The organism is Pseudoalteromonas sp. PA2MD11, from assembly GCF_017808125.1.
In the GTDB taxonomy this organism is placed as follows: Bacteria; Pseudomonadota; Gammaproteobacteria; order Enterobacterales; family Alteromonadaceae; genus Pseudoalteromonas; species Pseudoalteromonas simplex.
In genome coordinates this window covers 248,024-272,147 of record NZ_JADKNF010000004.1, presented here as the reverse complement: position 1 = coordinate 272,147, position 24,124 = coordinate 248,024, and the positions used below count along the sequence as shown (strand labels likewise).

19 protein-coding genes are annotated in these 24,124 nt (G+C 40.6%); 6 read left to right on the top strand and 13 right to left on the bottom strand.

Annotated features, from left to right (window positions below):
* Positions 1 to 12 precede the first annotated feature (12 nt).
* The 6 genes from coaE to nadC all read right to left on the bottom strand — a co-directional run bounded on the left by coaE (position 13) and on the right by nadC (position 6,076).
* Positions 13 to 609 carry a dephospho-CoA kinase gene (coaE, locus tag ISP07_RS07545; RefSeq protein ID WP_209327244.1) on the bottom strand — a complete coding sequence of 199 codons (597 nt, stop codon included), beginning with the start codon at positions 607 to 609 and terminating at the stop codon, positions 13 to 15.
* Between the two features lie 2 nt (positions 610 to 611).
* Positions 612 to 1,508, bottom strand: coding sequence for a prepilin peptidase (locus ISP07_RS07540; protein WP_209327243.1), 897 nt, complete (start codon positions 1,506 to 1,508; stop codon positions 612 to 614).
* A gap of 123 nt (positions 1,509 to 1,631) precedes the next feature.
* Positions 1,632 to 2,861, bottom strand: coding sequence for a type II secretion system F family protein (locus ISP07_RS07535; RefSeq protein ID WP_054550985.1), 1,230 nt, complete (start codon positions 2,859 to 2,861; stop codon positions 1,632 to 1,634).
* 63 nt (positions 2,862 to 2,924) lie between these two features.
* The gene (locus ISP07_RS07530) at positions 2,925 to 4,031 is read right to left on the bottom strand and encodes an O-antigen ligase family protein (protein WP_209327242.1); all 1,107 of its coding nucleotides are present in this window, start codon (positions 4,029 to 4,031) and stop codon (positions 2,925 to 2,927) included.
* Between the two features lie 270 nt (positions 4,032 to 4,301).
* On the bottom strand, positions 4,302 to 4,736 hold the full coding sequence (locus ISP07_RS07525; RefSeq protein WP_209327241.1) for a pilin: 435 nt from the start codon (positions 4,734 to 4,736) through the stop codon (positions 4,302 to 4,304).
* A gap of 491 nt (positions 4,737 to 5,227) precedes the next feature.
* The gene (gene nadC, locus ISP07_RS07520) at positions 5,228 to 6,076 is read right to left on the bottom strand and encodes a carboxylating nicotinate-nucleotide diphosphorylase (protein WP_209327240.1); all 849 of its coding nucleotides are present in this window, start codon (positions 6,074 to 6,076) and stop codon (positions 5,228 to 5,230) included.
* Positions 6,077 to 6,263: 187 nt separating this feature from the next.
* Here nadC and ampD point away from each other — a divergent pair, with 187 nt between their 5' ends.
* The 6 genes from ampD (at position 6,264) to lpdA (ending at position 15,174) form a co-directional block, all read left to right on the top strand.
* Positions 6,264 to 6,806, top strand: coding sequence for a 1,6-anhydro-N-acetylmuramyl-L-alanine amidase AmpD (gene ampD / locus ISP07_RS07515; RefSeq protein WP_209327239.1), 543 nt, complete (start codon positions 6,264 to 6,266; stop codon positions 6,804 to 6,806).
* A gap of 21 nt (positions 6,807 to 6,827) precedes the next feature.
* Entirely contained in the window at positions 6,828 to 7,679 is an 852-nt protein-coding gene (gene ampE / locus ISP07_RS07510; RefSeq protein ID WP_209327238.1) for a beta-lactamase regulator AmpE, read from the top strand.
* Between the two features lie 478 nt (positions 7,680 to 8,157).
* Positions 8,158 to 8,907: a pyruvate dehydrogenase complex transcriptional repressor PdhR gene (gene pdhR / locus ISP07_RS07505; protein WP_036965924.1), complete on the top strand. Its 750-nt coding sequence runs from the start codon at positions 8,158 to 8,160 to the stop codon at positions 8,905 to 8,907.
* A gap of 85 nt (positions 8,908 to 8,992) precedes the next feature.
* Complete coding sequence (gene aceE, locus ISP07_RS07500; protein ID WP_209327237.1) at positions 8,993 to 11,659, top strand: pyruvate dehydrogenase (acetyl-transferring), homodimeric type; 2,667 nt, start codon at positions 8,993 to 8,995, stop codon at positions 11,657 to 11,659.
* A gap of 9 nt (positions 11,660 to 11,668) precedes the next feature.
* Positions 11,669 to 13,561, top strand: coding sequence for a pyruvate dehydrogenase complex dihydrolipoyllysine-residue acetyltransferase (gene aceF / locus ISP07_RS07495; protein WP_187490275.1), 1,893 nt, complete (start codon positions 11,669 to 11,671; stop codon positions 13,559 to 13,561).
* A 188-nt stretch (positions 13,562 to 13,749) separates the two neighbouring features.
* Positions 13,750 to 15,174 carry a dihydrolipoyl dehydrogenase gene (lpdA, locus tag ISP07_RS07490; protein WP_054550993.1) on the top strand — a complete coding sequence of 475 codons (1,425 nt, stop codon included), beginning with the start codon at positions 13,750 to 13,752 and terminating at the stop codon, positions 15,172 to 15,174.
* A 188-nt stretch (positions 15,175 to 15,362) separates the two neighbouring features.
* On the opposite strand, the gene ISP07_RS07485 is transcribed toward lpdA, so the two are convergent.
* From ISP07_RS07485 to lptD, 7 genes are all read right to left on the bottom strand, one after another.
* Positions 15,363 to 17,378, bottom strand: coding sequence for a methyl-accepting chemotaxis protein (locus ISP07_RS07485; RefSeq protein WP_138601742.1), 2,016 nt, complete (start codon positions 17,376 to 17,378; stop codon positions 15,363 to 15,365).
* A 141-nt stretch (positions 17,379 to 17,519) separates the two neighbouring features.
* Complete coding sequence (locus ISP07_RS07480; RefSeq protein WP_209327236.1) at positions 17,520 to 18,335, bottom strand: symmetrical bis(5'-nucleosyl)-tetraphosphatase; 816 nt, start codon at positions 18,333 to 18,335, stop codon at positions 17,520 to 17,522.
* A gap of 6 nt (positions 18,336 to 18,341) precedes the next feature.
* On the bottom strand, positions 18,342 to 18,731 hold the full coding sequence (gene apaG, locus ISP07_RS07475; protein ID WP_054550996.1) for a Co2+/Mg2+ efflux protein ApaG: 390 nt from the start codon (positions 18,729 to 18,731) through the stop codon (positions 18,342 to 18,344).
* Entirely contained in the window at positions 18,715 to 19,521 is an 807-nt protein-coding gene (gene rsmA / locus ISP07_RS07470; RefSeq protein ID WP_054550997.1) for a 16S rRNA (adenine(1518)-N(6)/adenine(1519)-N(6))-dimethyltransferase RsmA, read from the bottom strand. Before rsmA ends, apaG begins: the two co-directional genes overlap by 17 nt.
* Entirely contained in the window at positions 19,518 to 20,510 is a 993-nt protein-coding gene (pdxA, locus tag ISP07_RS07465; RefSeq protein ID WP_138619076.1) for a 4-hydroxythreonine-4-phosphate dehydrogenase PdxA, read from the bottom strand. Before pdxA ends, rsmA begins: the two co-directional genes overlap by 4 nt.
* A 5-nt stretch (positions 20,511 to 20,515) precedes the next feature.
* A complete protein-coding gene (gene surA, locus ISP07_RS07460; protein ID WP_054550999.1) occupies positions 20,516 to 21,808 on the bottom strand; it encodes a peptidylprolyl isomerase SurA in 1,293 nt (430 codons plus the stop codon).
* A gap of 36 nt (positions 21,809 to 21,844) precedes the next feature.
* The gene (gene lptD / locus ISP07_RS07455) at positions 21,845 to 24,091 is read right to left on the bottom strand and encodes an LPS assembly protein LptD (protein ID WP_209327235.1); all 2,247 of its coding nucleotides are present in this window, start codon (positions 24,089 to 24,091) and stop codon (positions 21,845 to 21,847) included.
* Positions 24,092 to 24,124 lie beyond the last annotated feature (33 nt).

Genomic DNA, 24,124 nt, shown 5'->3' with positions numbered 1-24,124 from the left:
TCAATAATATCGTTAAATTAAAGACAGGTATTTCTCATGCAACTTTTGTACATCAATTTTTACCTCAGAAAGAAGGCGGTTATTATCTAATGTATCTGTCGCTTTTTGTTGCTTATCTGCTCTGGGCATTTGTGAAGCGATGATTTGCTTAGCTAATTCAACAGAGATATTGTCTCGAGCTGTGGTTCTCGTTATTTGCACTTCAACAGGAACATCTATCAACAGAGTATGATCGCAGAATTGATCTAGGCCATTTTCAAAAAGTAGAGGCGCAACTAATATTACATATTGGCTGGTGGCTTGCTGTAATTGAGCGAGCATTGACTCTCTAATAAGCGGATGCAATAAATTATTTAGCCATTGCTTTTGTGATTCATCAGCAAAGATAATTGCTCTTAGTTTTGCACGATCAAGGCTGCCATCAGTAGTGAGTATCTCATCACCAAAGTGTTCAGTAATTTTTGTAAGGCCAACAGAGCCTGGCTCAACGACCTCTCTAGCCACGATATCAGCATCAACCACTTGAATGCCAAGCTCTTCAAACATGGCGCTTATTGCACTTTTCCCTGATCCGATTCCACCCGTTAATCCTAAAATCCAGCTTGCCATAATCAGTAGCCCAAATAATTAAAGTAGTAAGCTTGAATTTGCTCACCCCAAAGCAAGGTTAGCCAACCGGCAATGGCAAGGTAGGGCCCAAATGGAATTGGCGTAGTTTTATCTTTACCTTGAATAATGATTTGCGTAATACCGATGATGGCACCAACGACACTTGATAACAGCACTATAGTTAAAATATCTTGCCAACCTAATAGCGCACCAAACACAGCTAATAGTTTAAAGTCGCCATATCCCATACCCTCTTTACCTGTGGCTAACTTGAATAGCCAGTAGACACTCCACAAGCTTAAGTAGCCAATTGCTGCGCCAATAATAGCGTCGCTTGGAGCAATGGTAATATCCATAGTGGCTGCAATCAGTGCCAACCATACTAAAGGAAGGGTTAGTTGGTCGGGTAGTAACATGTGATCTATATCGATAAAGGTTAAAGCTACTAAAATCCAAGTAATAAATATATAAAGTAGAGCAAGCTTAGTTGGGCCAAAAATTACAGCGACAATTATGCTTAAAACTGCTGTGAGCATTTCCACAATAGGGTAGCGTACAGATATTGGTGATTGACAATTTGCGCAGCGACCTTTTAATAATAGCCAACTTAGCACAGGGATATTTTGCCAAGCTTTAATCGGAGCCTTGCATTTTGGGCAGGTTGAATTAGGTTTTACTAGGTTAAAGGGGGCTTGTTCTGTTTGCTGTTTTGAATTTAGCTCATCGGCCAATACAATACGGCATTCAGTTTGCCATTCTCTTTTCATCATCAGTGGCAAACGATAAATCACCACATTTAAAAAGCTACCAATACACAGGCTTACTAAGCCCACAGTTAAAAAATAAAACCACTGCTGACTTTGCATCGCAGTGGTTATATCAAGAAAAAAGTTTTCCATTAAAATACCTAACATCTGACCATTTAGAGGCCGAATTTATTTCGCTGTGTTGAACTGTTTTTATTATTTATTTTATATAGCAAGTTATCAACTAGCGTTTTGAGTTTTGCTTACAGCCATGTGTTAAATCACCGATCCTAACTGGAATATAGGCAAGTACATAGCAACAATTAAACCACCAACCAGCACACCTAAAACCGCCATAATGAGTGGCTCAAGTAGGCTGGATAAACCATCAACGGCATCATCAACTTCTTGCTCATAAATTGTAGCGACTTTAGCTAGCATGCCATCAAGTGAGCCAGACTCTTCACCAATGGCTACCATTTGGATCACCATATCGGGGAATATTTTAGAGTTACGCATTGCCCAGTTCATTAAATTACCTGAGCTCACTTCTGCTTTAATTTCTAAAATAGCATAGCGATAAACCGCATTACCAGAAGCACCCGCAGCAGAGTCAAGTGCATCAACCAGAGGTACACCAGCAGCAAACGTAGTTGATAAAGTACGAGCGTAACGCGCAACCGCCGCTTTATTCAAAATCATACCAATAACGGGGAGTTTTAATATGGCTCTATCGTTAGCATCTCGGAGTTTTTTACTTTTTAATAGAGCTTCTTTATAAGCAAAACCTGCGGCGATAATTACAATTAGAATTATCCACCAATATTCCTGCATGAACTCAGAAATACCAATCACCATTAAAGTAAAGCCCGGCAACTCAGCACCAAAGCCATTAAAGATATCTTGGAATTGTGGCACTACAAATATAAGTAGAATAGAAGTTACAATGACTGCGACCACCAAAACCGCAATAGGATAAAACATGGCTTTTTTAATTTTCGATTTTAACGCCTCGGCCTTTTCTTTATAAAGCGCAACACGGTCAAAAATTTTATCAAGGGCACCCGACTGTTCACCTGAGGCCACTAAGTCGCAATATAAATCATCAAAATAGCGCGGATGTTTACGGAGCGCTTGAGAAAGTGGCACACCGGCTTTGACTTCATCACCAACTCCTTCCATCAACTTGGCCACACCTTTGTGCTTTGCTCCTGATGATATGAGCTCAATCGCTTGTATTAAAGGCACGCCAGCTAAAAGCATAGTAGCGATTTGCCTTGTAATTAAAGCAATATCCTTAGGAGTAACTTTTTGTACGCTTTTTATACCAAATAAAGGTTTTGGTTTTCGTTTAACTTTAGATGGAGTGATGCCTTGTTTGCGTAACTGAGCTTTGATAAGGGCTATACTACTGCCAGTTAGTTCTCCTTCCAGCTTCTTGCCTCTAGCATTAACACCTACCCATTGGAAGGTATCTAGGTCTTTATCTTCCTGTTTCTTAGCCATGGATAAAACCCGTTATGTTGTAATGTATTAAAATATTATTTTGAAAATAGAAAATTATATAATTCATAATCTATGAGCTATTGACCAAAACCTTGGTCCAAAAATATAACCAGTATCAGGATTCATTTTTTGATAGGTTTCTAATGCTACCCAGCCATAAAAATACCACACTGCAGCAAATATGATAGCAAAAATAACTAATTTACACTTTTTAAACGTCAGTAACACCTTAACTTTACGCGAAGTTCTAGCTATTAATAGACCCCAAATAATATATAGTAATGTCTGTGAAACAGGCATCACATGTACACCTGATAATAATGAATATAAAAGGCCAGAAAAGAAAGAATAAAGAAGAGCTTTTGATATGGCATCTTCCTTATTTACCGTAAGATAAAAGACTGCATTTTTAATTGTTATATAAATAGCTGACGATAAAAATATAAAAGCTAAAAAGCCCCATTCATTAATTATTTCTATTACAGAGGAATGAGGGTGACTCATTGGCGGTTTGCCTGGTAATGAAGCTTGAAATACGCCAGGACCATTACCTATAAAAAGTTGTTGCCAAGTAAATTCAGAAATAACTTTTTGCCATATAAATAATCTACCTGAAGAGCTTGTATTTACAGGTATCTCACCAGAACTAAAAAGTATAGTGAGAAAGTAATAGAGCAGCAAACCAATAAATAGACAACCTAATGTAATTTGGTAGTTTTTTCTTTGATGCTTATCAAAAAGTTGTGTTAGCAAGAAAATGAAAGTAAAGGTTAATAATGCACCTCTAGCATGACCTATAAAAATCAAAAGAAAGTTTAAAGTAAGAAAAAAATATACTACACGCCTGATGTCTCTATATTTCAAAAAGTATATAAGTAACGGTATTATGAAAATCTGAATTTGATTAAAAAATCGAATGTTAATAAAGTTTTGATATATAACGAATGGGCTCGGTTTTACTTGGTCAACGATAGAGAAGATCACATTTAAGAAGCAAACTAATACAAGGATACCATGTATTGTTATTAAAGAAGCTATAAAGTAAAGGCTTCTTTTTTCGCTTTCTTCATTGAATACTATGAGTAAGAGAAAAAATAGTAGCACAAAGTGAAGCACATAAAAAAAACTAAAAGTAGCTTCGTTAGAAAAAGCAGATGAAATAAGCCCCATTACAATAAATAAATATACTAACTTGTTTATTGTGGGAGGGAATAATAGCTGTTTATTTTTAATAATCTTTATTAAAAAAAGTATAGACGTTAAAAAAAGTAAAATTATCTGTAGTGATCTTTGATGATTATGATAATCAAAAGAGAGTACCGGAACAAATGGAAGAAGCGTTAATGAGAAATATAATGTACTAAAAAGTAATATTAAAGGAAACTTTATCATTAGTTAAAATAAAAGCGCCTTTGAAAGGCGCTTTAGTAGATTCACATATTATGAATGTGGGCAGCTCTTTGGAGCTAATTCTTTTGCATCACCAGTTAAACCAGTGGTAGCGCAAGTCCATTCACCTGTAGCGGCGCGTGTCCAAGTGATTTCTGCAGCTGATACTTGAGAAGGTGCATTAACGATATCACATTTAATTTCGCCAGTGCCATCAGTTGCTAAGCTAGCAGTGATTGTACAATTTTGAGTTTTATCATTTTTGATAGCTTTTAGATCCGAAACTGTAGTAATCGCTTCACCATTATTAGCGTCAATTTCCATTTCGGTTTTTGCGCCAGTGATTTCAGCTAAACCAGCTGTTAATTTAGATGATGCTTGATAGTCAGAGTATGCAGGAAGTGCTACTGCAGCAAGAATACCGATGATTGCAACTACAATCATTAATTCAATTAGGGTGAAACCCTGTTGGTTTTGTTTTGTCATTTGTTCCTCTCCTAAAGGATATGATGATTTTGTAAGTTTAGCTGTAACTTCAGCGTTGTAAACCAAGGCTCAATTTACAGGATAAATCTTACAGTTTTAATTAAAACTTCTTTAAATAAAGCTTGATTGATAACATAAAACTCTTAGAACTTCCCATGTTCTGAAAACATTAGTTAACTTTAGCATTATTCAATGATTTTGAAAGCTATTTTCCTGTTAGCTAGAGGTTTTTTCAGAACTTTCCTACTTTAGTTTGAGACAGGTCAAGCTAATTCAATTATTGCACTGTTTGATATGGCATCCTTGCTAATACTTTGAAGAGTGAAACTAAAATGTGTGTAAGAGCCTAGGGTGCAGACATACTAAAGAGTGATATTTTGCCGTATAAATGTTTGTTTTTTGTTACTATTACAAGCTTTGTACGTATTTAATGCTTTTTTTATTTCGTTGTCAACGGATTAGGTAAGCATTAAATACGTGGCTAGCTATTTTTAAGCACTAAAACGCATTGAAAGGTCGGTTGATTGTAAATTTTTTGTAAGTGCGCCACTTGAAATAAAGTCAACGCCAGCCTGTGAATAGGCTTTTAAGGTTTCGAGTGTCATGTTGCCAGATACTTCGAGCTTTGCTCGCTTGTCTGTCAGCACGACTGCTTGTTGAATTTGCTCTACGGTAAAGTTATCAAGCATGATGATATCAGCACCTGCTGTGATTGCTTGCTCAAGCTCATTAAGAGATTCTACTTCTACTTCAACAGGCTTAGTCGGGTGGTTTACTTTAGCTTGAGCTACTGCTTTATCAATGCCACCACAGGCAGCGATGTGGTTTTCTTTAATTAAGAACGCATCAAACAAACCGATGCGATGATTCGCACCGCCACCACATTTTACAGCGTATTTTTGTAACGCACGTAAACCTGGAATTGTTTTACGCGTGTCGAGTAGCTGCGTAGTCGTGCCCTCAAGCTCTTTTACATAATGAGCGGTTGTTGTTGCTGTACCTGAGAGTGTTTGTACAAAGTTAAGGGCAGTGCGCTCAGCAGTTAAAATTGCGCGAGCTGAGCCTGATGCGGTGAAGAGCGTGCTATTGGCTGCTACTTTGTCGCCATCATTTACAAGTACTTCAACGTTTACTGTAGGATCGACTTGGTTAAAAACTTCTAAAATAATGTCTTTACCACAAAATACGCAGTCTTCACGGGTAATTACCTTGGCATTGGCTAGCTCGTTTTCTGGAATTAGTTGCGCGGTAATATCACCGTCATTTGCGCTTTGGTAATTTAAATCTTCATCAAGGGCGAGTTTTACCAGTTGGCTAATTAATGTGTGTGGGACTGACATGTCGAAAGCTCATTGTTTATTAATAAATTGGCGAAATTTTACTATGTTTAACCCCTCAATAGAAGACAAAGATTGGCTACAGTAAAGTATCCTCACTGTTACTTTAAGTGATTGAATCAAAGCAACTAGACCCTGAGATTTTAACCCTTTACACTATTTAACTTTATTGTCATCGTTAGTTTTTAATATGCATATAAATGAATTGGGTCAATTAAACAATGTGTTACAAAGGCCCTGTACACATTACGATGAACGCCCAGAAGGCGAGGTATCATTACTTGTTATTCATAATATTTCATTGCCAGCAGGGCAGTTCGCAACGCCTTATGTTGATGATTTATTTATGGGAACAATTGACTGTACGGCGCATGAAAGCTTTGCTGATTTAAAAGGCTTAAGAGTGTCTGCACATTGCTTTATTCGTCGTACCGGTGAAGTTATTCAGTACGTGCCTTTTGAGAAACGAGCTTGGCACGCCGGTATCTCAACGTTTGAAGGTAGAGAGCGCTGTAATGATTTTAGCGTGGGCATTGAGCTTGAAGGTACAGACACCAAAGCGTATACCCAAGCCCAATATAATGCAATACACTTAGTGACTAAGGCGTTGATGGCAAAGTACCCTGAGATAAACCGTTCGCGCATTGTTGGCCATTGTGATATTGCACCGGGCCGAAAAACTGACCCAGGTGCGAGTTTTGATTGGCAATACTATTTTGATTTAGTGTTTTAGTTAAAGGATATAGGTAAAGGCATGATCTTAATTTCAATAATTATTGCTTTGGTGATTGAGCGTTTAGGAGCTCGAGCAGATTATTGGCAAATCGGTTTTTATGCCAATAGATATCTTAAACACTCGCAAAAACAACTCTCAGAAAAAGGCTTATTTAATTCGCCAATTGGCTTTTTGATTTGGTTAATGTTGCCTGTCGTTGCCGCAGGTTTAGTCTATCAACTCTCTGATTTTATTATTTGGCAGCTGGCAGTGAATGTTGCTGTGCTGCTGGTTTGTTTTGGCTGTGCTAAACAACGTGCTTTATATAAGTCTTACTTAAATGCGTTAACCCGCAACGACCAAGAAGCGGCTACCTTATATGCATTACAAATGGGTCAAAAGAAAATAGAAGATGATCCTCAAGGTGAGACTTTTGGCCAAACTTTAGCTTGGCTTAACTTTCGCTTTTATTGCGCAGTCATTTTTTGGTTTGTGGTTTTAGGTGTGCCTGGCGCGGTTCTTTATGCGCTAGTTCGAACCTTTGCTGACAAAGTCAGAGGCGACCATAAAGTGGCGTACGCTAAGCGTTTTAAACTGATCCATAGCTTATTGTTCTGGCTTGATTGGTTACCTGCACGAGTTGCAAGCTTTGGTTATTTAGTGATTGGTAACTTTAATAAAGGTACCAGTTGTTGGCTCAAATATGTGCTCGACTTTTCAGTGAGTAACCGCAAAGTTGTTACGCAAACCGCACTTGCCGCTGAGCAAATAGAGCAACAACATTTTGGTTGTACTTATGAAGCTACTTGCATGATGAAGCTTGTAAAACGAAATGTATTGTTCTTTTTAGTGATCATCGCAGCGCTTACCTTATTTGGTGGTTTGGCGTAGTGTGTAAAGTTAGCGAGTTGAAAGAGTAAAGCTTGTTGTATAACTTTATTCATTAATTGCTCTACTAATGCACTTCGATTGAGTTCTGATTTTTTCAGCACTGAAGTGCATCCTACTTCGAATATTTTTCAGTACTCAATTCAACGACGCGGGGTAAACCCGTTGTTACAAAGCTAATCAATTTATCTAACATCTAAAACCTGACCTCTAAAAGCTTTTGTCGCTCAATCTGGTCTGACCATTTATTTTTTATTGTTTTTTCCTTCAGAAAAAGCCACTTTAATCCATACTGTTTAATCTTTAGACGAATTACGTTAGGGTGTAACTAGGCGCTGAACGTAGTGAAATTGACAGAAATACGGGTTTTTGATAACGTATGCGACAAATTTGGTATGACCAATTTACCTTTTTGGTCAAAGCACAAGGCTAAATACCCGATATTTATGGGGTTAGCGCATAACAATGCGGACGTTAATAAATGTCTTTAAAGATTAAAGCAGCAAAATTATCTGATGTAATTTTACAACAACTTGAGAATATGATTCTTGAGGGGTCGTTAGCGCCAGGCGAAAAGCTGCCTCCGGAACGTGAATTAGCGAAACAATTTGAAGTATCGCGACCTTCACTGCGTGAGGCGATTCAAAAGCTAGAAGCTAAGGGGTTAGTAACGCGTCGCCAAGGTGGCGGAACGTTCGTAAAAAATCAGCTTGAAGAGGGGCTCACTGATCCGCTTTTTGATTTGATTAGTAAGCATCCAGAGTCACAATTTGATTTACTCGAATTTCGTCATGCCCTTGAAGGAATCGCAGCATATTATGCAGCTATGCGCGGCACAACGAATGACTTCAAAAAAGTAAAACAAAGCTTTGACAACATTGCGCTCGTTAATGACGACATTGTGCAAAAAGCAAAAGCAATTAATGCATTTCATTTTAGTGTGGCAGAAGCGTCTCATAACGTTGTACTGCTACATTTAGTACGTGGTATGCAGGCCTTGCTAGAGCAAAATGTATTACAGAATTTAACTGTACTGTTAAAAAAACCACAGATCAGTCAGCAGCTCGCAGAACATAGACGACTGTTGATGGATGCGGTTATTGAAGGAAACCCAGAGCAAGCACGTCTTGCTAGTAATGCTCACTTAGCCTTTATCGAAGAAGCCTTACTTGAGGCTGGCAAAGAGCATTCGCGGATTGAACGTAGTTTAAGACGCACCAAACAACATTAAGCAAGTGATTAGCTAAGTTTAGTTAACTACTTAATTTTAAGATTTATTAAAATAATTAGTATTTTAAACATAAGGAAACCTCCATATGTCTGAAGTCAATAAAATTGACGTAGACGCGCTAGAAACACAAGAGTGGTTACAAGCCCTTGAGTCTGTTGTGCGTGAAGAAGGTGTTGAACGTGCTCAATTCTTACTTGAGCAAGTGTTAGAGCAAGCCCGTTTAGACGGTGTTGATATGCCTACTGGCACAACCACTAACTACGTTAATACCATTCCGGTAGATCAAGAACCTGCTTACCCAGGTGACGTAAACATTGAACGTCGTATTCGTTCAATCATTCGTTGGAATGCGATCATGATCGTATTACGCGCGTCGAAAAAAGATCTAGACTTAGGCGGCCATATGGCGTCTTACCAGTCTTCAGCTGCATTCTATGAAGTATGTTTTAACCACTTCTTCAAAGCACCAAACGATGTTGATGGCGGTGATTTAGTTTATTACCAAGGTCACATTTCTCCAGGTATCTATGCACGTGCATTTGTTGAAGGTCGTTTAACTGCTGAGCAGCTTGATAACTTCCGTCAAGAAGTTGATGGTAAAGGTCTTCCTTCATACCCACACCCTAAATTAATGCCTGAATTCTGGCAGTTCCCTACGGTATCTATGGGTCTTGGTCCAATTGCTTCAATCTACCAAGCTCGTTTCTTAAAATACCTAGACGGTCGTGGCTTAAAAGACACTAAAAACCAACGTGTATACGCTTTCTTAGGCGATGGTGAAATGGATGAGCCAGAATCACGTGGTGCAATCTCATTCGCTGCGCGTGAGAAGCTAGATAACTTATGTTACCTAATAAACTGTAACTTACAGCGTTTAGATGGCCCAGTAATGGGTAACGGTAAGATCATTCAAGAGCTTGAAGGCCTATTCAAAGGTGCAGGCTGGAACGTGATTAAAGTTGTATGGGGTAGTGGTTGGGATATCCTACTTGCTAAAGATACATCAGGTAAATTACTGCAGTTAATGAATGAAACGATCGACGGTGATTACCAAACATATAAAGCAAAAGACGGTGCATATGTTCGTGAGCACTTCTTCGGTCGTTACCCAGAAACAGCAGCACTTGTTGCTGATATGACTGATGAAGAAATCTTCGCACTTAAGCGTGGTGGCCATGAGCCTTCAAAACTTTACGCTGCATTCAAAAAAGCGGAAGAAACTAAAGACCGTCCAACTGTAATCCTTGCTAAAACTGTAAAAGGTTACGGCATGGGTGAAGCGGCTGAAGGTAAAAACATCGCGCACCAAGTTAAGAAAATGGACATGACCCACGTTGAGCACCTACGTTCACGTTTAGGTCTACAAGATTTAGTTTCTGATGAAGAAATTAAAGACTTACCATACCTTACTCTTGAAGAGGGTTCTGAAGAGTACAAGTATCTTCACGCTCGCCGTGAAGCGCTTCAAGGTTACACACCTAAGCGTATTCCTAAGTTTACTGAAAGCTTAACATTGCCAGAAGTTGACGCGTTCAAGCCACTACTTGAAGAGCAAAAACGTGACATCTCTACAACAATGGGCTTTGTACGTGCACTTAACGTGTTACTAAAAGACAAAGGCATTGGTAAAAACATCGTTCCTATCATCGCTGATGAAGCGCGTACATTTGGTATGGAAGGTTTATTCCGTCAAATCGGTATTTACAACCCGCATGGCCAAAACTACACACCACAAGACCGTGACATTGTTTCTTACTATAAAGAAGCAACATCAGGTCAGGTACTACAAGAAGGTATCAACGAGTTAGGTGCAATGTCATCATGGGTTGCTGCTGCAACATCATACAGCACTAACGATTTACCAATGATCCCATTCTACATCTACTACTCAATGTTTGGTTTCCAACGTGTAGGTGATATGGCGTGGATGGCCGGTGACCAACAAGCACGTGGTTTCTTACTAGGTGCTACGGCAGGTCGTACTACACTAAATGGTGAAGGTTTACAGCACGAAGATGGTCACAGCCACATTCTTGCTAACACGGTTCCTAACTGTATTTCTTATGATCCGACATTCGCATACGAAGTAGCGGTAATCATGCAAGACGGTATCCGTCGCATGTACGGCGAAAATCAAGAAAACGTGTTCTATTACCTAACGCTAATGAACGAAAACTACCATCAACCAGCAATGCCAGAAGGCGCTGAAGAAGGTATTCGTAAAGGTATCTATAGACTTGAAACTGTGGCTGGCGATAAAGCGAAAGTACAGTTACTAGGTTCAGGTACTATCATGATTGAAGTGCGCAAAGCGGCACAAATCCTGAGCGAAGAGTATGGTATTGGTTCAGATGTATTCTCTGTAACATCATTCAACGAGTTAACGCGTGACGGTCAAGACGCTGAGCGTTTCAACATGCTTAACCCTGAAGCAGAACAAAAGACTGCTTACATCACGAACGCATTAACAGATGCCGTGACTGTTGCTGCAACAGACTACATGAAGAACTACGCAGAACAAGTTCGTTCATTCGTACCAAGTAGCAACTACAAAGTGTTAGGTACTGATGGTTACGGTCGTTCTGATAGCCGTGAAAACTTACGTCGTCACTTCGAAGTGAATGCTGGTTATGTTGTGGTTGCAACACTATCTGAGCTTGCTAAACGTGGTGAAGTTGAGAAATCAGTGGTTGTTGAAGCAATCAAGAAATTCGACATCGACACAAACAAAGTTAACCCGCTATACGCATAAGAGGTTCCAATGAGTATTGAAATTAATGTACCAGATATCGGTGGCGATGAAGTTGAAGTAACCGAAATCCTTGTTAGCGTTGGTGATAAGGTTGAGGTTGACCAATCGTTATTAACGGTTGAAGGCGACAAAGCATCAATGGAAGTACCTGCTGCACAAGCAGGTACGGTTAAAGAAATTAAAGTAGCTGAAGGTGATACGGTAACGACGGGTTCACTTATCATGATCTTCGAAGGTGAAGAACAAGCTGCGGCTCCTGCAGAGGCCAAAGAAGAAGCGCCAGCTCCAGCAGCTGCGCCTGCAGCTTCTGCTACACAGGAAGTAACTGTGCCAGATATCGGCGATGATGAAGTTGAAGTAACTGAAATCATGGTTGCGGTAGGTGACACGGTTGAAGAAGAGCAATCTTTATTAAGCGTTGAAGGCGATAAAGCATCAATGGAAGTACCTGCTCCAATTGCGGGTACGGTTAAAGAGATCAAAATCGCGACTGGCGATAAAGTGAAAACGGGCTCTCTAATCTTCGTTTTTGAAACAGCTTCAAGCGGTTCAGAAGCGCCTGCTGCAGAATCAGCACCAGCTGAAGCAGCGCCGGCAGCAGCGGCATCAAGCACTAAAGAAGTTAACGTGCCTGATATCGGTGGTGACGAAGTTGAAGTAACCGAAGTGATGGTTGCTGTAGGCGACAAGGTTGAAGAAGATCAGTCAATCTTAAACGTTGAAGGCGATAAAGCATCAATGGAAGTACCAGCACCATTTGCCGGTACTGTTAAAGAAATCAAAGTAGCAGCTGGGGATAAAGTATCAACTGGCTCACTTATCTTTGTATTTGAAGTAGCGGGTAGTGCACCAGCTGCAGCGGCACCTGCTCCTGCAAAAGCTGAAGCAGCGCCTGCAGCAAAAGCGCCTGCGGCTGAAAAGCCTGCATCAGCACCTGCAAGCAACGAAGGCTTTGCAGATAACAAAGCGTATGCACATGCATCGCCTGTTGTACGTCGTTTAGCGCGTGAATTTGGTATTAACCTAGCAAACGTAAAAGGCACGGGTCGTAAGAATCGTGTTGTGAAAGAAGACGTACAAAACTACGTGAAAGATCTTGTGAAGAAAGTTGAGTCAGGTCAGCTATCTGCAGGTAAAGGTAATGCCGGTGGCGGTGAGTTAGGTCTTATCCCTTGGCCTAAGGTTGACTTTGCTAAGTTTGGTGAAATTGAAGAGAAGAAACTTTCTCGTATCCAGAAGCTATCAGGTGCAAACTTACACCGTAACTGGGTGCAAATCCCGCATGTCACACAGTTTGACGAAGCTGATATCACAAGCCTTGAAGCATTCCGTAAAGAGCAAAATGCCCTTGCTGAGAAGAAAAAGCTGGGTGTTAAGATCACACCACTTGTATTTGTGATGAAGGCAGCGGCGAAAGCATTGGCTGAATTCCCAACGTTTAACTCTTCACTGTCTGAAGACGGCGAAAGCTTAATCTTGAAGAAATACATCAACATTGGTGTTGCAGTTGATACGCCAAATGGCTTAGTTGTTCCAGTGTTCAAAGATGTTGATAAGAAAGGCATCATTGAGCTTTCTCGTGAGTTAATGGATATTTCTAAGAAAGCACGTGACGGCAAGCTAACTTCATCTGATATGCAAGGCGGTTGTTTCACAATCTCAAGCCTTGGTGGTATTGGTGGTACAGCGTTCACACCAATTGTAAATGCGCCAGAAGTTGCTATCTTGGGTGTATCTAAGTCAGAAATGAAACCTAAGTGGAATGGCAAAGAGTTTGAACCTAAATTAATGGTTCCATTATCAATGTCATACGACCATAGGGTTATTGACGGTGCACTAGCAGCACGCTTTACTGTGACGCTAGCAAGCTACATGAGCGATATTCGTCAACTAGTGATGTAGTCGTTTTACAGTTTATAAGAATCAAATCCCAGCAAGTTGTTTTTTGCTGGGATTTTTACCATTGGCAATGATACAATCTTTGCCATAGAACAATCTTGGTATAGATATCTGCTCTCCCTTTCTGCCTTGCAGAAACATGGCAGTTAAACTTAGGGGCAGTGTCCCGTTCAAACATTTAAGGTAATAGCATGAGCAACGAATTAAAAACTCAAGTTGTTGTACTAGGCGGTGGTCCTGGTGGTTATTCTGCGGCTTTCCGTGCTGCTGACTTGGGCTTAGAAGTAACATTGGTAGAATCTCGCAACACATTAGGCGGTGTATGTCTAAATGTGGGTTGTATTCCTTCAAAAGCACTTTTACACGTAGCTAAAGTGATCGATGACGCTGCAGAAATGTCATCTCACGGCGTTACTTTTGGCAAGCCTGAAATCGACCTAGACAAAATCCGTTCTTGGAAAGAGTCTGTAATCGGTCAATTAACTGGCGGCCTAGACGGCATGGCTAAAATGCGTAAAGTGAAAGTGGTTAACGGTTACGGTAAATTCACTGGCAGCAACACCATTGCTGTTGAAGGTACTGACGGTACAACAACAATCACGTTTGACAATGCTATTATTGCAGCAGGTTCTCAACCTGTTAACTTACCTTTCATCCCTGAAGATGACCGCGTAATTGACTCAACAGGTGCGCTAGAGCTTAAAGATGTTCCTGAGAAACTACTTGTTTTAGGTGGTGGTATCATCGGTCTTGAGATGGGTACTGTATACCGTGCACTAGGTTCTGAAATCGACGTTGTTGAGTTTGCTGATCAATTAGTACCAGCAGCTGATAAAGACGTTATCAAAATCTACCAAAAATACGTTAAGAACAAGTTCAACGTAATGCTTTCTACTAAAGTTGTTGGTGTTGAAGCGAAAGAAGACGGTCTATACGTTTCATTCGAAGGTAAAAATGCACCAGCTGACGCAGTACGTTACGACAAAGTACTTGTTGCAGTAGGGCGTACACCTAACGGTAAGCTTGTTGATGCTGATAAAGCAGGTGTTAATGTTGATGAGCGTGGTTTCATCAATGTTGATAAACAGCTTAAAACAAACGTTGGTCACATCTTCGCTATCGGTGATATCGTTGGTCAACCAATGCTTGCACACAAAGCGGTACACGAAGGTCATGTTGCTGCAGAAGTTATCTCTGGTCAGAAACACTTCTTCGATCCTAAGTGCATCCCTTCAATCGCATACACAGATCCAGAAATCGCATGGGTTGGTGTAACTGAGAAAGAAGCTAAAGAGCAAGGTTTAAGCATCGAAACTGCTGTATTCCCTTGGGCTGCTTCTGGCCGTGCAATCGCTTCAGCACGTACTGAAGGTCAAACTAAGCTAATCTTCGATAAAGACTCAGGTCGCGTTATCGGTGGTGCTATGGTTGGTATCAACGCAGGTGAAATGCTAGGTGAAATCGGCTTAGCAGTTGAAATGGGCGCAGACGGTGAAGACCTGGCGTTAACTATTCACGCTCACCCAACGTTAAACGAATCAATCGGTCTAGCTGCTGAAATCTTCGAAGGTTCAATCACTGACCTTCCAAACAAAAAAGCAGTTAAAAAGAAGTAAGTTCTTTTGACTAATCGTTTTAAAAACCCAGCTCCGGCTGGGTTTTTTGTTTTTAACCGTCAGCACATTTTAGTAATTCGCAATAAGACTGAATCAAAAGCCAGCTGTTAACTTCGTTAGAATTACTATAAAAAAACCGCGTTTGCTTTCACAAACACGGCTTCTATTCTTCATTAGCTTGTAGCTTACTATACTTTAAACGCATCTACCGATAAACGCAGTTCTTCAGCCAGTTTTGCTACTTCAGAGCTTGAGATATTAGTTTGGTTTGCACCTTCAGCTGTTTGCTCTGCGATTGCTACAATCGACTCTAAACGTTCACTGATCTCTTGAGATACTTGCTGCTGTTCGTGAGCGGCTGTTGAAATCTCTTCACTTACGTTATGAGCCTGTGCAACGGCAGCAGTGATTGAATCAAGGGCCGTGTTTGCAAGGTCTGATTGCTCAACACACGACTCAGCTTGTTGCTTACCTTTCGACATAGCCGATACAGCAGCCTCTGCGCCAACCTGAAGCGATTCAATCATTGCTTGGATCTCTTGGGTCGACTCTTGAGTCTTGCTTGCTAGAGAGCGTACTTCATCAGCAACTACGGCAAAGCCTCGGCCTTGTTCACCGGCACGGGCTGCTTCAATGGCTGCATTAAGCGCAAGTAGGTTGGTTTGCTCAGCAATGCCACGAATAACATCTAAAATGCCACCGATTGAAGCGCTGTCTTTATGAAGTTGGTTGATAACTTGCGATGCATCATCGACTTCACGAGCTAGTTGCTCAATGGTTGCTTTATTTTGTGATGAAATGCCTTTGACACGATCTGCCTCTTTGTCAGCGTTCTTTATTTCACTAAGAGCTTGTTGAGCACTGCTACTTACCGCTTGTGATGTACTGCTCATCTCAGTTGTTGCCGTTGCCGCTTGTTCAACCTGTGCTTGTTGATTACGTATAGCTTGGCTAGATTCCTCAGTGATTGCCGATGTCTCTTCAGAAGCAGCAGCTAGCTGTGTAGAGCGAGAGATTATACCTTGAATAAGCGTACGCAAGCTTTCAATTAGCGTATTACAGCTACGTGATAGTTCACCGAATTCGTCTTTAGCTGAGTCGTCAAGACGCTGTGTCATGTCACCGCTTGCCACGATATCAAGGATACGGTTTACTTCAGAAAGGGGCTTGGTTATACGATTAACAGTCACAGCAGCAACGATGATAGCAATTAAAGTAGCAATCACCATGGCAACCCAAGTCCAAATAGTTGCTGTTGAGACATTACCGCTGACATCTTGCTGCAAGTCAAAAGCCAGCACTGTAGCTTGGTCAACTAGTTCTTTTAATTGCTTTAATGCTTCACTAGTAGAGTTTTCTGCGTTTGCTAATTCAGCTTCTGTTTTAGCAATTGCATCAATTAAACGTTTTTTATTTGCAGATAAACTGTTATTACCACGAACATTATCTGAAAGCGTTTCAAAGTAGCCGTTTAAATCATTATACAAACCGGCGTTATTATCAATAATTGCTGGGCGAATGAGCCCTAAACTACGCTCAACTTCTTCTAAGTAATAAACCTGTTCATTTTTTACGATGTCTAATGTGTTGAGAGTTTTCACCGTTAGCATATCAGTGCTGTTAGTGACGACTGATTGGAAGTTGTTTTCCATGTTATTGGCGGCTTGATAAGCACGTGAATGGTTTTCTTCAAGTCCATCTATATCAATAATATCAAGCACCACTGAATTTGCATCTTCAGCACTGATTTCGATGTTTTCAAGCTGGGTGCGTAGTGTTTTATTTAGCTCAAGTTGAGTTTGTTTATCTGCAAACAGGTTGTCGACAGACTTAACAAAGCGCTTATAAGTTTGCTCAACTTGTTGGCTGCTTTGTTTTAGCTTTGGATCGTTGCTAACAATTTGTTGAAGCTCTTGGTAGGAATTATCATATCGTTTTTTTTGTTGGTTGAAATTTTTTCTTAATGTCGCCAGTTCATCTTGCGCACTAGTATAAAAACTTGCCTGAGCTGACTTACTCATTAAAATAAATTCAACCTGTAACTCATAACTCTTATCGAGAGCTGGCAGCGAAAGCTGGTTAACTCGCTGTGTTGATTGATCTATGTTGGTAATTTTTACCAACGAGTTACCACCAATAAAAAGCAGGAGTAACGTAATAACAATAAAGCCACCCCAAATGCGCTGTCTAACGGTCAAGTTCATATGCAATTCCAGAAAATAGTACTAATCAACACTTATCGGCAAGGTTGCCAATTAGTTAAGTATTTAAATTTAATTAGCTTTAAATTAAATTTATTTTAATTGTTATAAATCTAACAGATGTTCAGCTATTTTTCAGTTTATTTAGATAAAAGAGTGGGATTTTTCGACGAAATAGTCTTTTGTGTTGAGTTCCATTAGGGTCATTGCGCCACCCCAAACACAGCCTGTATCAAGAGCGTGGATGTTTTCTTGTTTGACTTTACCTTCTAAAGCAGCCCAGTGGCCAAATGCAATATGCTGTTTTAACTTAGAAATATCAGGGTGATCGAACCAAGGTATTATTGAGCTGTCTTCACTAATACTTGTTTTGTTTGCAAAATCGAGTTCACCTGTAAGGTTTACGAACCGCATCCGAGTGAAATAATTAACAATATAGCGAAATTTAGCTTCACTACTTAAATTCGATTGCCACTGTAACGGATGGGGATCGTACATATTGGCGAAGTAATGAGTTGCATCAGCTCCTTGATAGCATTGTTGGGCAAAACTAGCACGTTTCAATGCCTTTTTTATTGACCAGCTAGGATTTAGGCCAGCATGACTTATCAGCATGTTATGGCGTTCAAGCCAAATAGCTAATGGCTGTTGCTGTAAAAAATGAATATATTCAGCGCGTTTTGGACTATTAAAAACATCGGCCAGCTTATCTTTGGGGTTTGCAGGTTTATTTAGATAATGACAAGCGATAAGGTGTAAATCATGATTACCAAGGGTAATAGTTACACTGCCTTGCATAGTATGAAGACGCTCGAGACAGGCGAGTGAGTCAGGACCTCGAGCGACTATATCGCCGACTAAGTAAAGGTGATCTTGGCTTGGATTGAAGTTGACCCGTTTCAATAACGCATCAAATTCACTATAACACCCCTGTAAATCACCAATTGCATAATCAGCCATCGTTATTTAGTGCAATATGTTTGGGCGAGCTAAACGAAACACCTCAATTGGTGCTTCGAATTCAGTCCCAAATTCGTTACGCATGGTGTAATGACCTTGCATTGTCCCAACTGGGGTATCAAGCACAGCGCCACTGGTGTATTTGTAGCTTTCACCTGGGGCAATGGTTGGGGTTTCACCAACAACACCTTCACCTTGTACTTCCACTTCTTTACCGTTAGCATCAGTAATTAACCAATAACGGCTCAAAAGCTTAGCACTGCATAAACTGTGGTTTTTAATGGTGATAGAGTAAGCAAAAACGTATTTATCTTGTTCAGGCTCTGATTGACCTTCTACGTAGAAGGTCTCAACCGACACCTTAATTGGAGAACCTAGATTACTGCTTGTTGTCATAAATCCAATTAGCTATATCAATAAATTGTTGTAAAGACAGGCTTTCAGCACGCAGCGTGATATCAATGCCGATGCTTGTTAGTTCTTCAGCTGTAAGTAAGTTAGATAAACTATTACGCAGAGTCTTACGGCGCTGATTAAAGGCTTCTAAGCATACTGTGTTAAGAAGTTTTGTACTTTTAGCTGAACGCTGTTCAGGCTTTTTAGGGATCAAACGAATTACTGCTGAATCGACCTTAGGGGCTGGCTTAAAGCACTCTGGTGGCACATCAATCACTGGCATTGCGTGACAGTAATATTGTGTCATTACACTCAAGCGGCCAAAAGCTTTGCTGCCTGGGCCTGCGACCATACGTTTAACCACTTCTTTTTGCAGCATAAAGTGCATATGCTCTACGTTATCTGCGAACTCAAATAAATGGAATAACAGCGGGGTCGAAACATTGTAAGGTAAGTTACCAAAAATCTTTAATTTTTCGTCTGACTTGATCAAAGAGCTAAAGTCGAACTTCATTGCATCGCCTTGATGCACTGTTAACTTTGGCCCTAAGAATGGATGGCTCGTTAAACGTTCTGCTAAGTCTTTATCTAACTCAACAACCGTTAGGTGGCCACTTAAATCAGCGACTGGCTCAGTGATAGCACCAAGACCCGGGCCGATTTCTACTAAATTATCTTCAGGTTTAGGATCAATGGCCGTGACGATTTTGTCGATGATCATGTCATCGTTTAAAAAGTTTTGACCAAAACGCTTACGCGCGCGGTGTCCTAAATGTACTTTATCTGTCATTGATTCTGCGCTTTTTCATGGGCGAGCTTAATTGCTTCGCGGATCGCTAATTCAAAACTACCTACATCAGCAGTACCTGTGCCGGCTAAATCGAGAGCCGTGCCGTGATCTACTGAGGTGCGAATAAATGGCAGGCCAAGAGTGATGTTGACCGAATTGCCGAAACCTTTGTATTTTAGCACAGGTAATCCCTGATCGTGATACATTGCAAGCACTGCATCTGCTTGCGAAAGATATTTATCTTGGAATAGGGTATCAGCAGGCAATGGGCCAATTAAGTTCATACCTTGGTTATTTAATAGCTCAAGAGTTGGCGTTATAGTGTCAATTTCTTCAGTGCCTAAATGACCATCTTCGCCGGCATGTGGGTTTAAGCCACATACGAGAATGCGTGGCTTTTCAATGCCAAACTTTGTTTGTAAGTCATGATTTAATATTGTGGCTACTTTGCTTAAACGCTCAACGGTGATTGCGCGCGATACATAAGCAAGCGGTATATGCGTTGTAACAAGCGCCACGCGTAAGCCTTCTGTAGCTAACAACATCACGACATCGGCAGTATTCGATTGCTGTGCAAAATACTCAGTGTGACCGCTGAATGAGATACCTGCTTTGTTGATAATCCCCTTATGCACAGGGCCTGTAACAACAGCGGCAAAGGTACCATCCATATTTTTTTCACTGGCAATGCGCAGTGTATCCAACACATATTGACCATTGGCGTCATTAAGTACGCCCACTTCAACATCAGAGCCTAAATCTACTTGGTGTAAGTAAACGCTGCCTGCAGGGGCAATGCTTGGGGCTTGGCTGTCATCGAAGTCAATTAAATTGATATCTAAACCAAGCAACTTAGCGCGCTGTTTTAATAACGCGCCATCAGCAATCACCACCAGTTGGGCATCCCACTGGTGCTGCGCTAACTTGATAAGTAAATCAGGGCCAATACCAGCTGGCTCACCTGGGGTAATTGCAATTCTAATGGTCATAATTATTATTCTGTTGGGAAAATATCAACGTGTGCTTGCTCACGCATTTCTTGCTGCCAGTTGAAACTTTCTTCTTTAAATTTACGATTAAACAGTAGTTGGTGAGCGCGGTTACGTTTAGCTTGCTCTGTTTTATCAGCTACACGCTTATCAAGTAGCTGTACAATGTGCCAACCAAACTGAGTTCTGAATGGCTCACTGATTTCATTTTTATCTAGAGAAAGCAAGGTATTCTTAAACTCTGGTACATAGGTGCTTGGGTCAGTCCAGTCGTACTCACCACCTTTTAGTGCTGAACCTGGATCTTCAGAGTACTCTTTAGCAAGTTCTGCAAAGTCAGCTTTACCATCACGAAGATCTTTTGCAAAGCCTTTAAGCATGTCACGCGCTTTTTCTTCGCTTAAAATAATTGATGGTTTAACTAAGATATGGCGAGAACGAACTTCTGTTGTTTCAACAACTTGACGACCGCGAACATCTTGCACTTTGATGATGTGGAAACCAGCACCTGAACGAAGCGGACCAACAATGTCATCTTTTTTATGACCTTTTACAGCTTCTGCGAATAGCGATGGCATTTCGTTGATGCTCATCCAACCAAGCTGGCCACCCTCAAGTGCCTTTGAGCCGCTTGAAGATGAAATAGCAATACGCTTGAACTCTTTGCCTTCTTTTAAAAACTCAATAACTTTCTCAGCTCGCGTTTTAGCGCTCGCAATCTCATCCGCAGTAGCATCACTAGGAATATCAATCAAGATATGGCCAATGTCATATTCTTCGGCATTTTTACCTTGTGTTTCCATGATTTTTAACAGGTTATCAATTTCTTGCGTACTGATATAAATACGGCGATCAACGTTCATGCGAGTTACTTGTTGCGTGGTGATCTCTTTACGGATTTCTTCGCGATATGCAGGGTAGCTGTCTCCAGCCGCTTCAATTGTCCGACGTAAGTCAGCAATACTGCCACCTTGCTCACGCGCCATATTTTCTAAAGTTTGGTCTAATTGCGAGTCTGAAATCTCAAGACCCATACGCTCAGCAAGTTGCATCATTAGTTCTTGGCTAACTAAACGCTCAATGGCTTGAATTCGCAGTGTATCATCAGAAGGTAATTCTTGACCTTGCTCTGCAGCCTGAGTCTTTACGCGATTAACAATGGTGTCTACTTCACTTTGTAAGATAACACCTTGGTTAACAACGCCCACCACTTTGTCAATTTCAACTGGTTTTGCGAAAACGTTTTGGCATAGGCCAACTGTTAATAATGCTGATGCAAATAATTTTTTTAAATTCATACTTTTTCTAATACTCTTGCTAATAGTACTGCGGTACTAGTTATTAAGAAAATACGGTCTACGATAGCCAAAAATACCTTGTTGTAATAATTTTTGTGCATCATAACGGCTTTTGCTTCCAAGCCCTTTTAACACAATATTGAAACCAATACTTGTGTCAAAGGTTGCTTGTTCTTGACCAATCGCCTGGTTCAAATCAGTTTCGATTTGACGACGGCCTGTGATTTGAAACGCCCAACAGCATGATTCATACTGAAGACCGCTGAAAACCTCAATGCTACGACCGCTCTCTAAATCGCGGTGATAGCTGCCAACAAACTGCCAATCTTCTGATAGCGGAATGCTGGTAAATAGACCAACTTGCTCGATTGTATTGCCTGAGACATCATTTGCATAGCGATGGTTCAATTGCACGAGCTGTTTATCGTCACCTTTATAATCTAAGGTGATATTTGACTGAATAATTTCTTTACCATCAGTGTCGTACTGGATACCACCTGATAAATACCAACGACGGTGCCAATGTAACATTGTTTGCGCTGCAAACAAGGCATTGTAGTTAGTGTCGGAGTCGATACCTTGTGATGTAGGCTTGGCATCATTACTTAAATAAAAAATTTGTCCGGCACTGAAGTTAAATACTTCTTCATTTTCACTACTAAATAAGCGTGTTGTTGCACCTAACGTAAATTGGTTTGCAGTTGCTATCCGGTCGATACTTGAAAAACGGCGATCTCTAAATAAGCCAAAGAAATCGTCTTGTAATTTTGCTGTATCGTAAAGACCAATATTTGATTGGTCTTTATTTGGCGTATATAAGTACTGAATTTGTGGTTCAAGAGTTTGAATACCATCTTTAAAGAAAAATGCAGTATCACGCTCAAAATTTAATTGGCTGTATAAACGCACTTTAGGTAGGGTTCGAGTGACACTTTCATCAAACTCGGTACCAGCTAAGTCACCATGTTGGTTGTATTCAGTATGTAATAAGCTGAACTCAGATAAAAATGACCATGCGTATTCTTGGTAACCAAAACTTGCTTTAGGCTCTATATGAACACGGCTTGCTTCATCAATTACAGCTTCATCATTAGTGAAATAACTGAGCTCACCATCAAGGGTTAAATCAATGCCATAAAAATCATATGCATCAGTTTGCGAAAAACTAATTTGTGGCAACGCCGCATATGATTCACGGTGATCACCAAGTACTTCAAAGCTTTGCAACTTGATATTGGTGCGCCAAGTGTCACCTAAGTGGGTTAGAGAGCCGGTGCGGTACAACTGAGTATCGGTGCGAGTCGCATAACCAGAGTTTAAATCGGTTAAGTAGTTATCATCACTGACGTTTGTTATGTCGATATTAGCACGCCAGTTTTCACCTAAATAACTTTGCTGTTGCCAGTGGAACAGGTAACGAGAGTCTACATTTGGCTCTTCGTCATCTTTGTCTAGGTACTCAACAGCAACTAAGCCATTATTTTGCTCAGTTAAGTAACGAAATTCCCCAATCATTTGTAAACCGCGTTTAGACATATAGCGCGGTGTTATAGTCGCGTCGTAATTTGGTGCAATATTCCAGTAATAAGGAGTAATGGTTTCGATACCATAGCGGCCTGAGCTCGAGAAGTTAGGTGTTAGTAAACCTGACTTACGACGGTCATCTAATGGGAAAGTAAAATAAGGAACATAAAGTACTGGGGTATCAAACACTCTAAGCACAGTATTATGTGTTTCGCCCCAACCTTCTTCTCTTGATAAGTCGATTTCGTCAGCTTCGATGGCCCACACAGGTGTTTCACCCGGACAGGTAGTAAAGCTTGCGTTCATCAGGTTTAGGCCAGACTCATTAACTGTTAGTTTTTCTGCGCCGCCATGACCAAGTTGATCAGTAAACTTATAGTCTGCGCCTAGCAAGCTCAATTCAGAATTGTTTAAATCTGCATTGAGTCCAGAGCTATTAATTTGGCTTACTTTATCGCGATAAACGATAGGACCGGTTGCATTAAGTAACCCACGTTGTTTGTCAATCAGTGCACTTTGTGCGGACAAATTCATCGTTAGGGTGTTAATATCTACATTACCGGTAAATTCTGCGCTTTGGGTACCCAATAGTTCAATATCATCGGATTTGATATCGATCGTATTAAGTTCAAGGCCAGGGAGCGGTTGCCAAGCTCTGGTTTGCATTGAAGTGCCACAAAAATTGTGTGCCAGTTCAGTTTCGGCGAACGATGGTGCGCTAAGTACGCTTAGCATCATTATGCCCCAGGTTTTGCTCATTTAATGACCTTAATGCTCTTTGGTTGGATATAA

Bases quoted from the DNA above. Each gene is read 5' to 3' on its own strand.
- ISP07_RS07535 (WP_054550985.1), bottom strand. From the start codon at position 2,861: ATGGCTAAGAAACAGGAAGATAAAGACCTAGATACCTTCCAATGGGTA.
- ISP07_RS07540 (WP_209327243.1), bottom strand. From the start codon at position 1,508: ATGGAAAACTTTTTTCTTGATATAACCACTGCGATGCAAAGTCAGCAG.
- pdxA (WP_138619076.1), bottom strand. From the start codon at position 20,510: ATGACCATTAGAATTGCAATTACCCCAGGTGAGCCAGCTGGTATTGGC.
- pdhR (WP_036965924.1), top strand. From the start codon at position 8,158: ATGTCTTTAAAGATTAAAGCAGCAAAATTATCTGATGTAATTTTACAA.
- nadC (WP_209327240.1), bottom strand. From the start codon at position 6,076: ATGTCAGTCCCACACACATTAATTAGCCAACTGGTAAAACTCGCCCTT.
- coaE (WP_209327244.1), bottom strand. From the start codon at position 609: ATGGCAAGCTGGATTTTAGGATTAACGGGTGGAATCGGATCAGGGAAA.
- aceF (WP_187490275.1), top strand. From the start codon at position 11,669: ATGAGTATTGAAATTAATGTACCAGATATCGGTGGCGATGAAGTTGAA.
- rsmA (WP_054550997.1), bottom strand. From the start codon at position 19,521: ATGACAGATAAAGTACATTTAGGACACCGCGCGCGTAAGCGTTTTGGT.
- lpdA (WP_054550993.1), top strand. From the start codon at position 13,750: ATGAGCAACGAATTAAAAACTCAAGTTGTTGTACTAGGCGGTGGTCCT.
- ISP07_RS07485 (WP_138601742.1), bottom strand. From the start codon at position 17,378: ATGAACTTGACCGTTAGACAGCGCATTTGGGGTGGCTTTATTGTTATT.
- ISP07_RS07480 (WP_209327236.1), bottom strand. From the start codon at position 18,335: ATGGCTGATTATGCAATTGGTGATTTACAGGGGTGTTATAGTGAATTT.
- surA (WP_054550999.1), bottom strand. From the start codon at position 21,808: ATGAATTTAAAAAAATTATTTGCATCAGCATTATTAACAGTTGGCCTA.
- ampE (WP_209327238.1), top strand. From the start codon at position 6,828: ATGATCTTAATTTCAATAATTATTGCTTTGGTGATTGAGCGTTTAGGA.
- aceE (WP_209327237.1), top strand. From the start codon at position 8,993: ATGTCTGAAGTCAATAAAATTGACGTAGACGCGCTAGAAACACAAGAG.
- ISP07_RS07525 (WP_209327241.1), bottom strand. From the start codon at position 4,736: ATGACAAAACAAAACCAACAGGGTTTCACCCTAATTGAATTAATGATT.
- ampD (WP_209327239.1), top strand. From the start codon at position 6,264: ATGCATATAAATGAATTGGGTCAATTAAACAATGTGTTACAAAGGCCC.
- lptD (WP_209327235.1), bottom strand. From the start codon at position 24,091: ATGAGCAAAACCTGGGGCATAATGATGCTAAGCGTACTTAGCGCACCA.
- apaG (WP_054550996.1), bottom strand. From the start codon at position 18,731: ATGACAACAAGCAGTAATCTAGGTTCTCCAATTAAGGTGTCGGTTGAG.
- ISP07_RS07530 (WP_209327242.1), bottom strand. From the start codon at position 4,031: ATGGGGCTTATTTCATCTGCTTTTTCTAACGAAGCTACTTTTAGTTTT.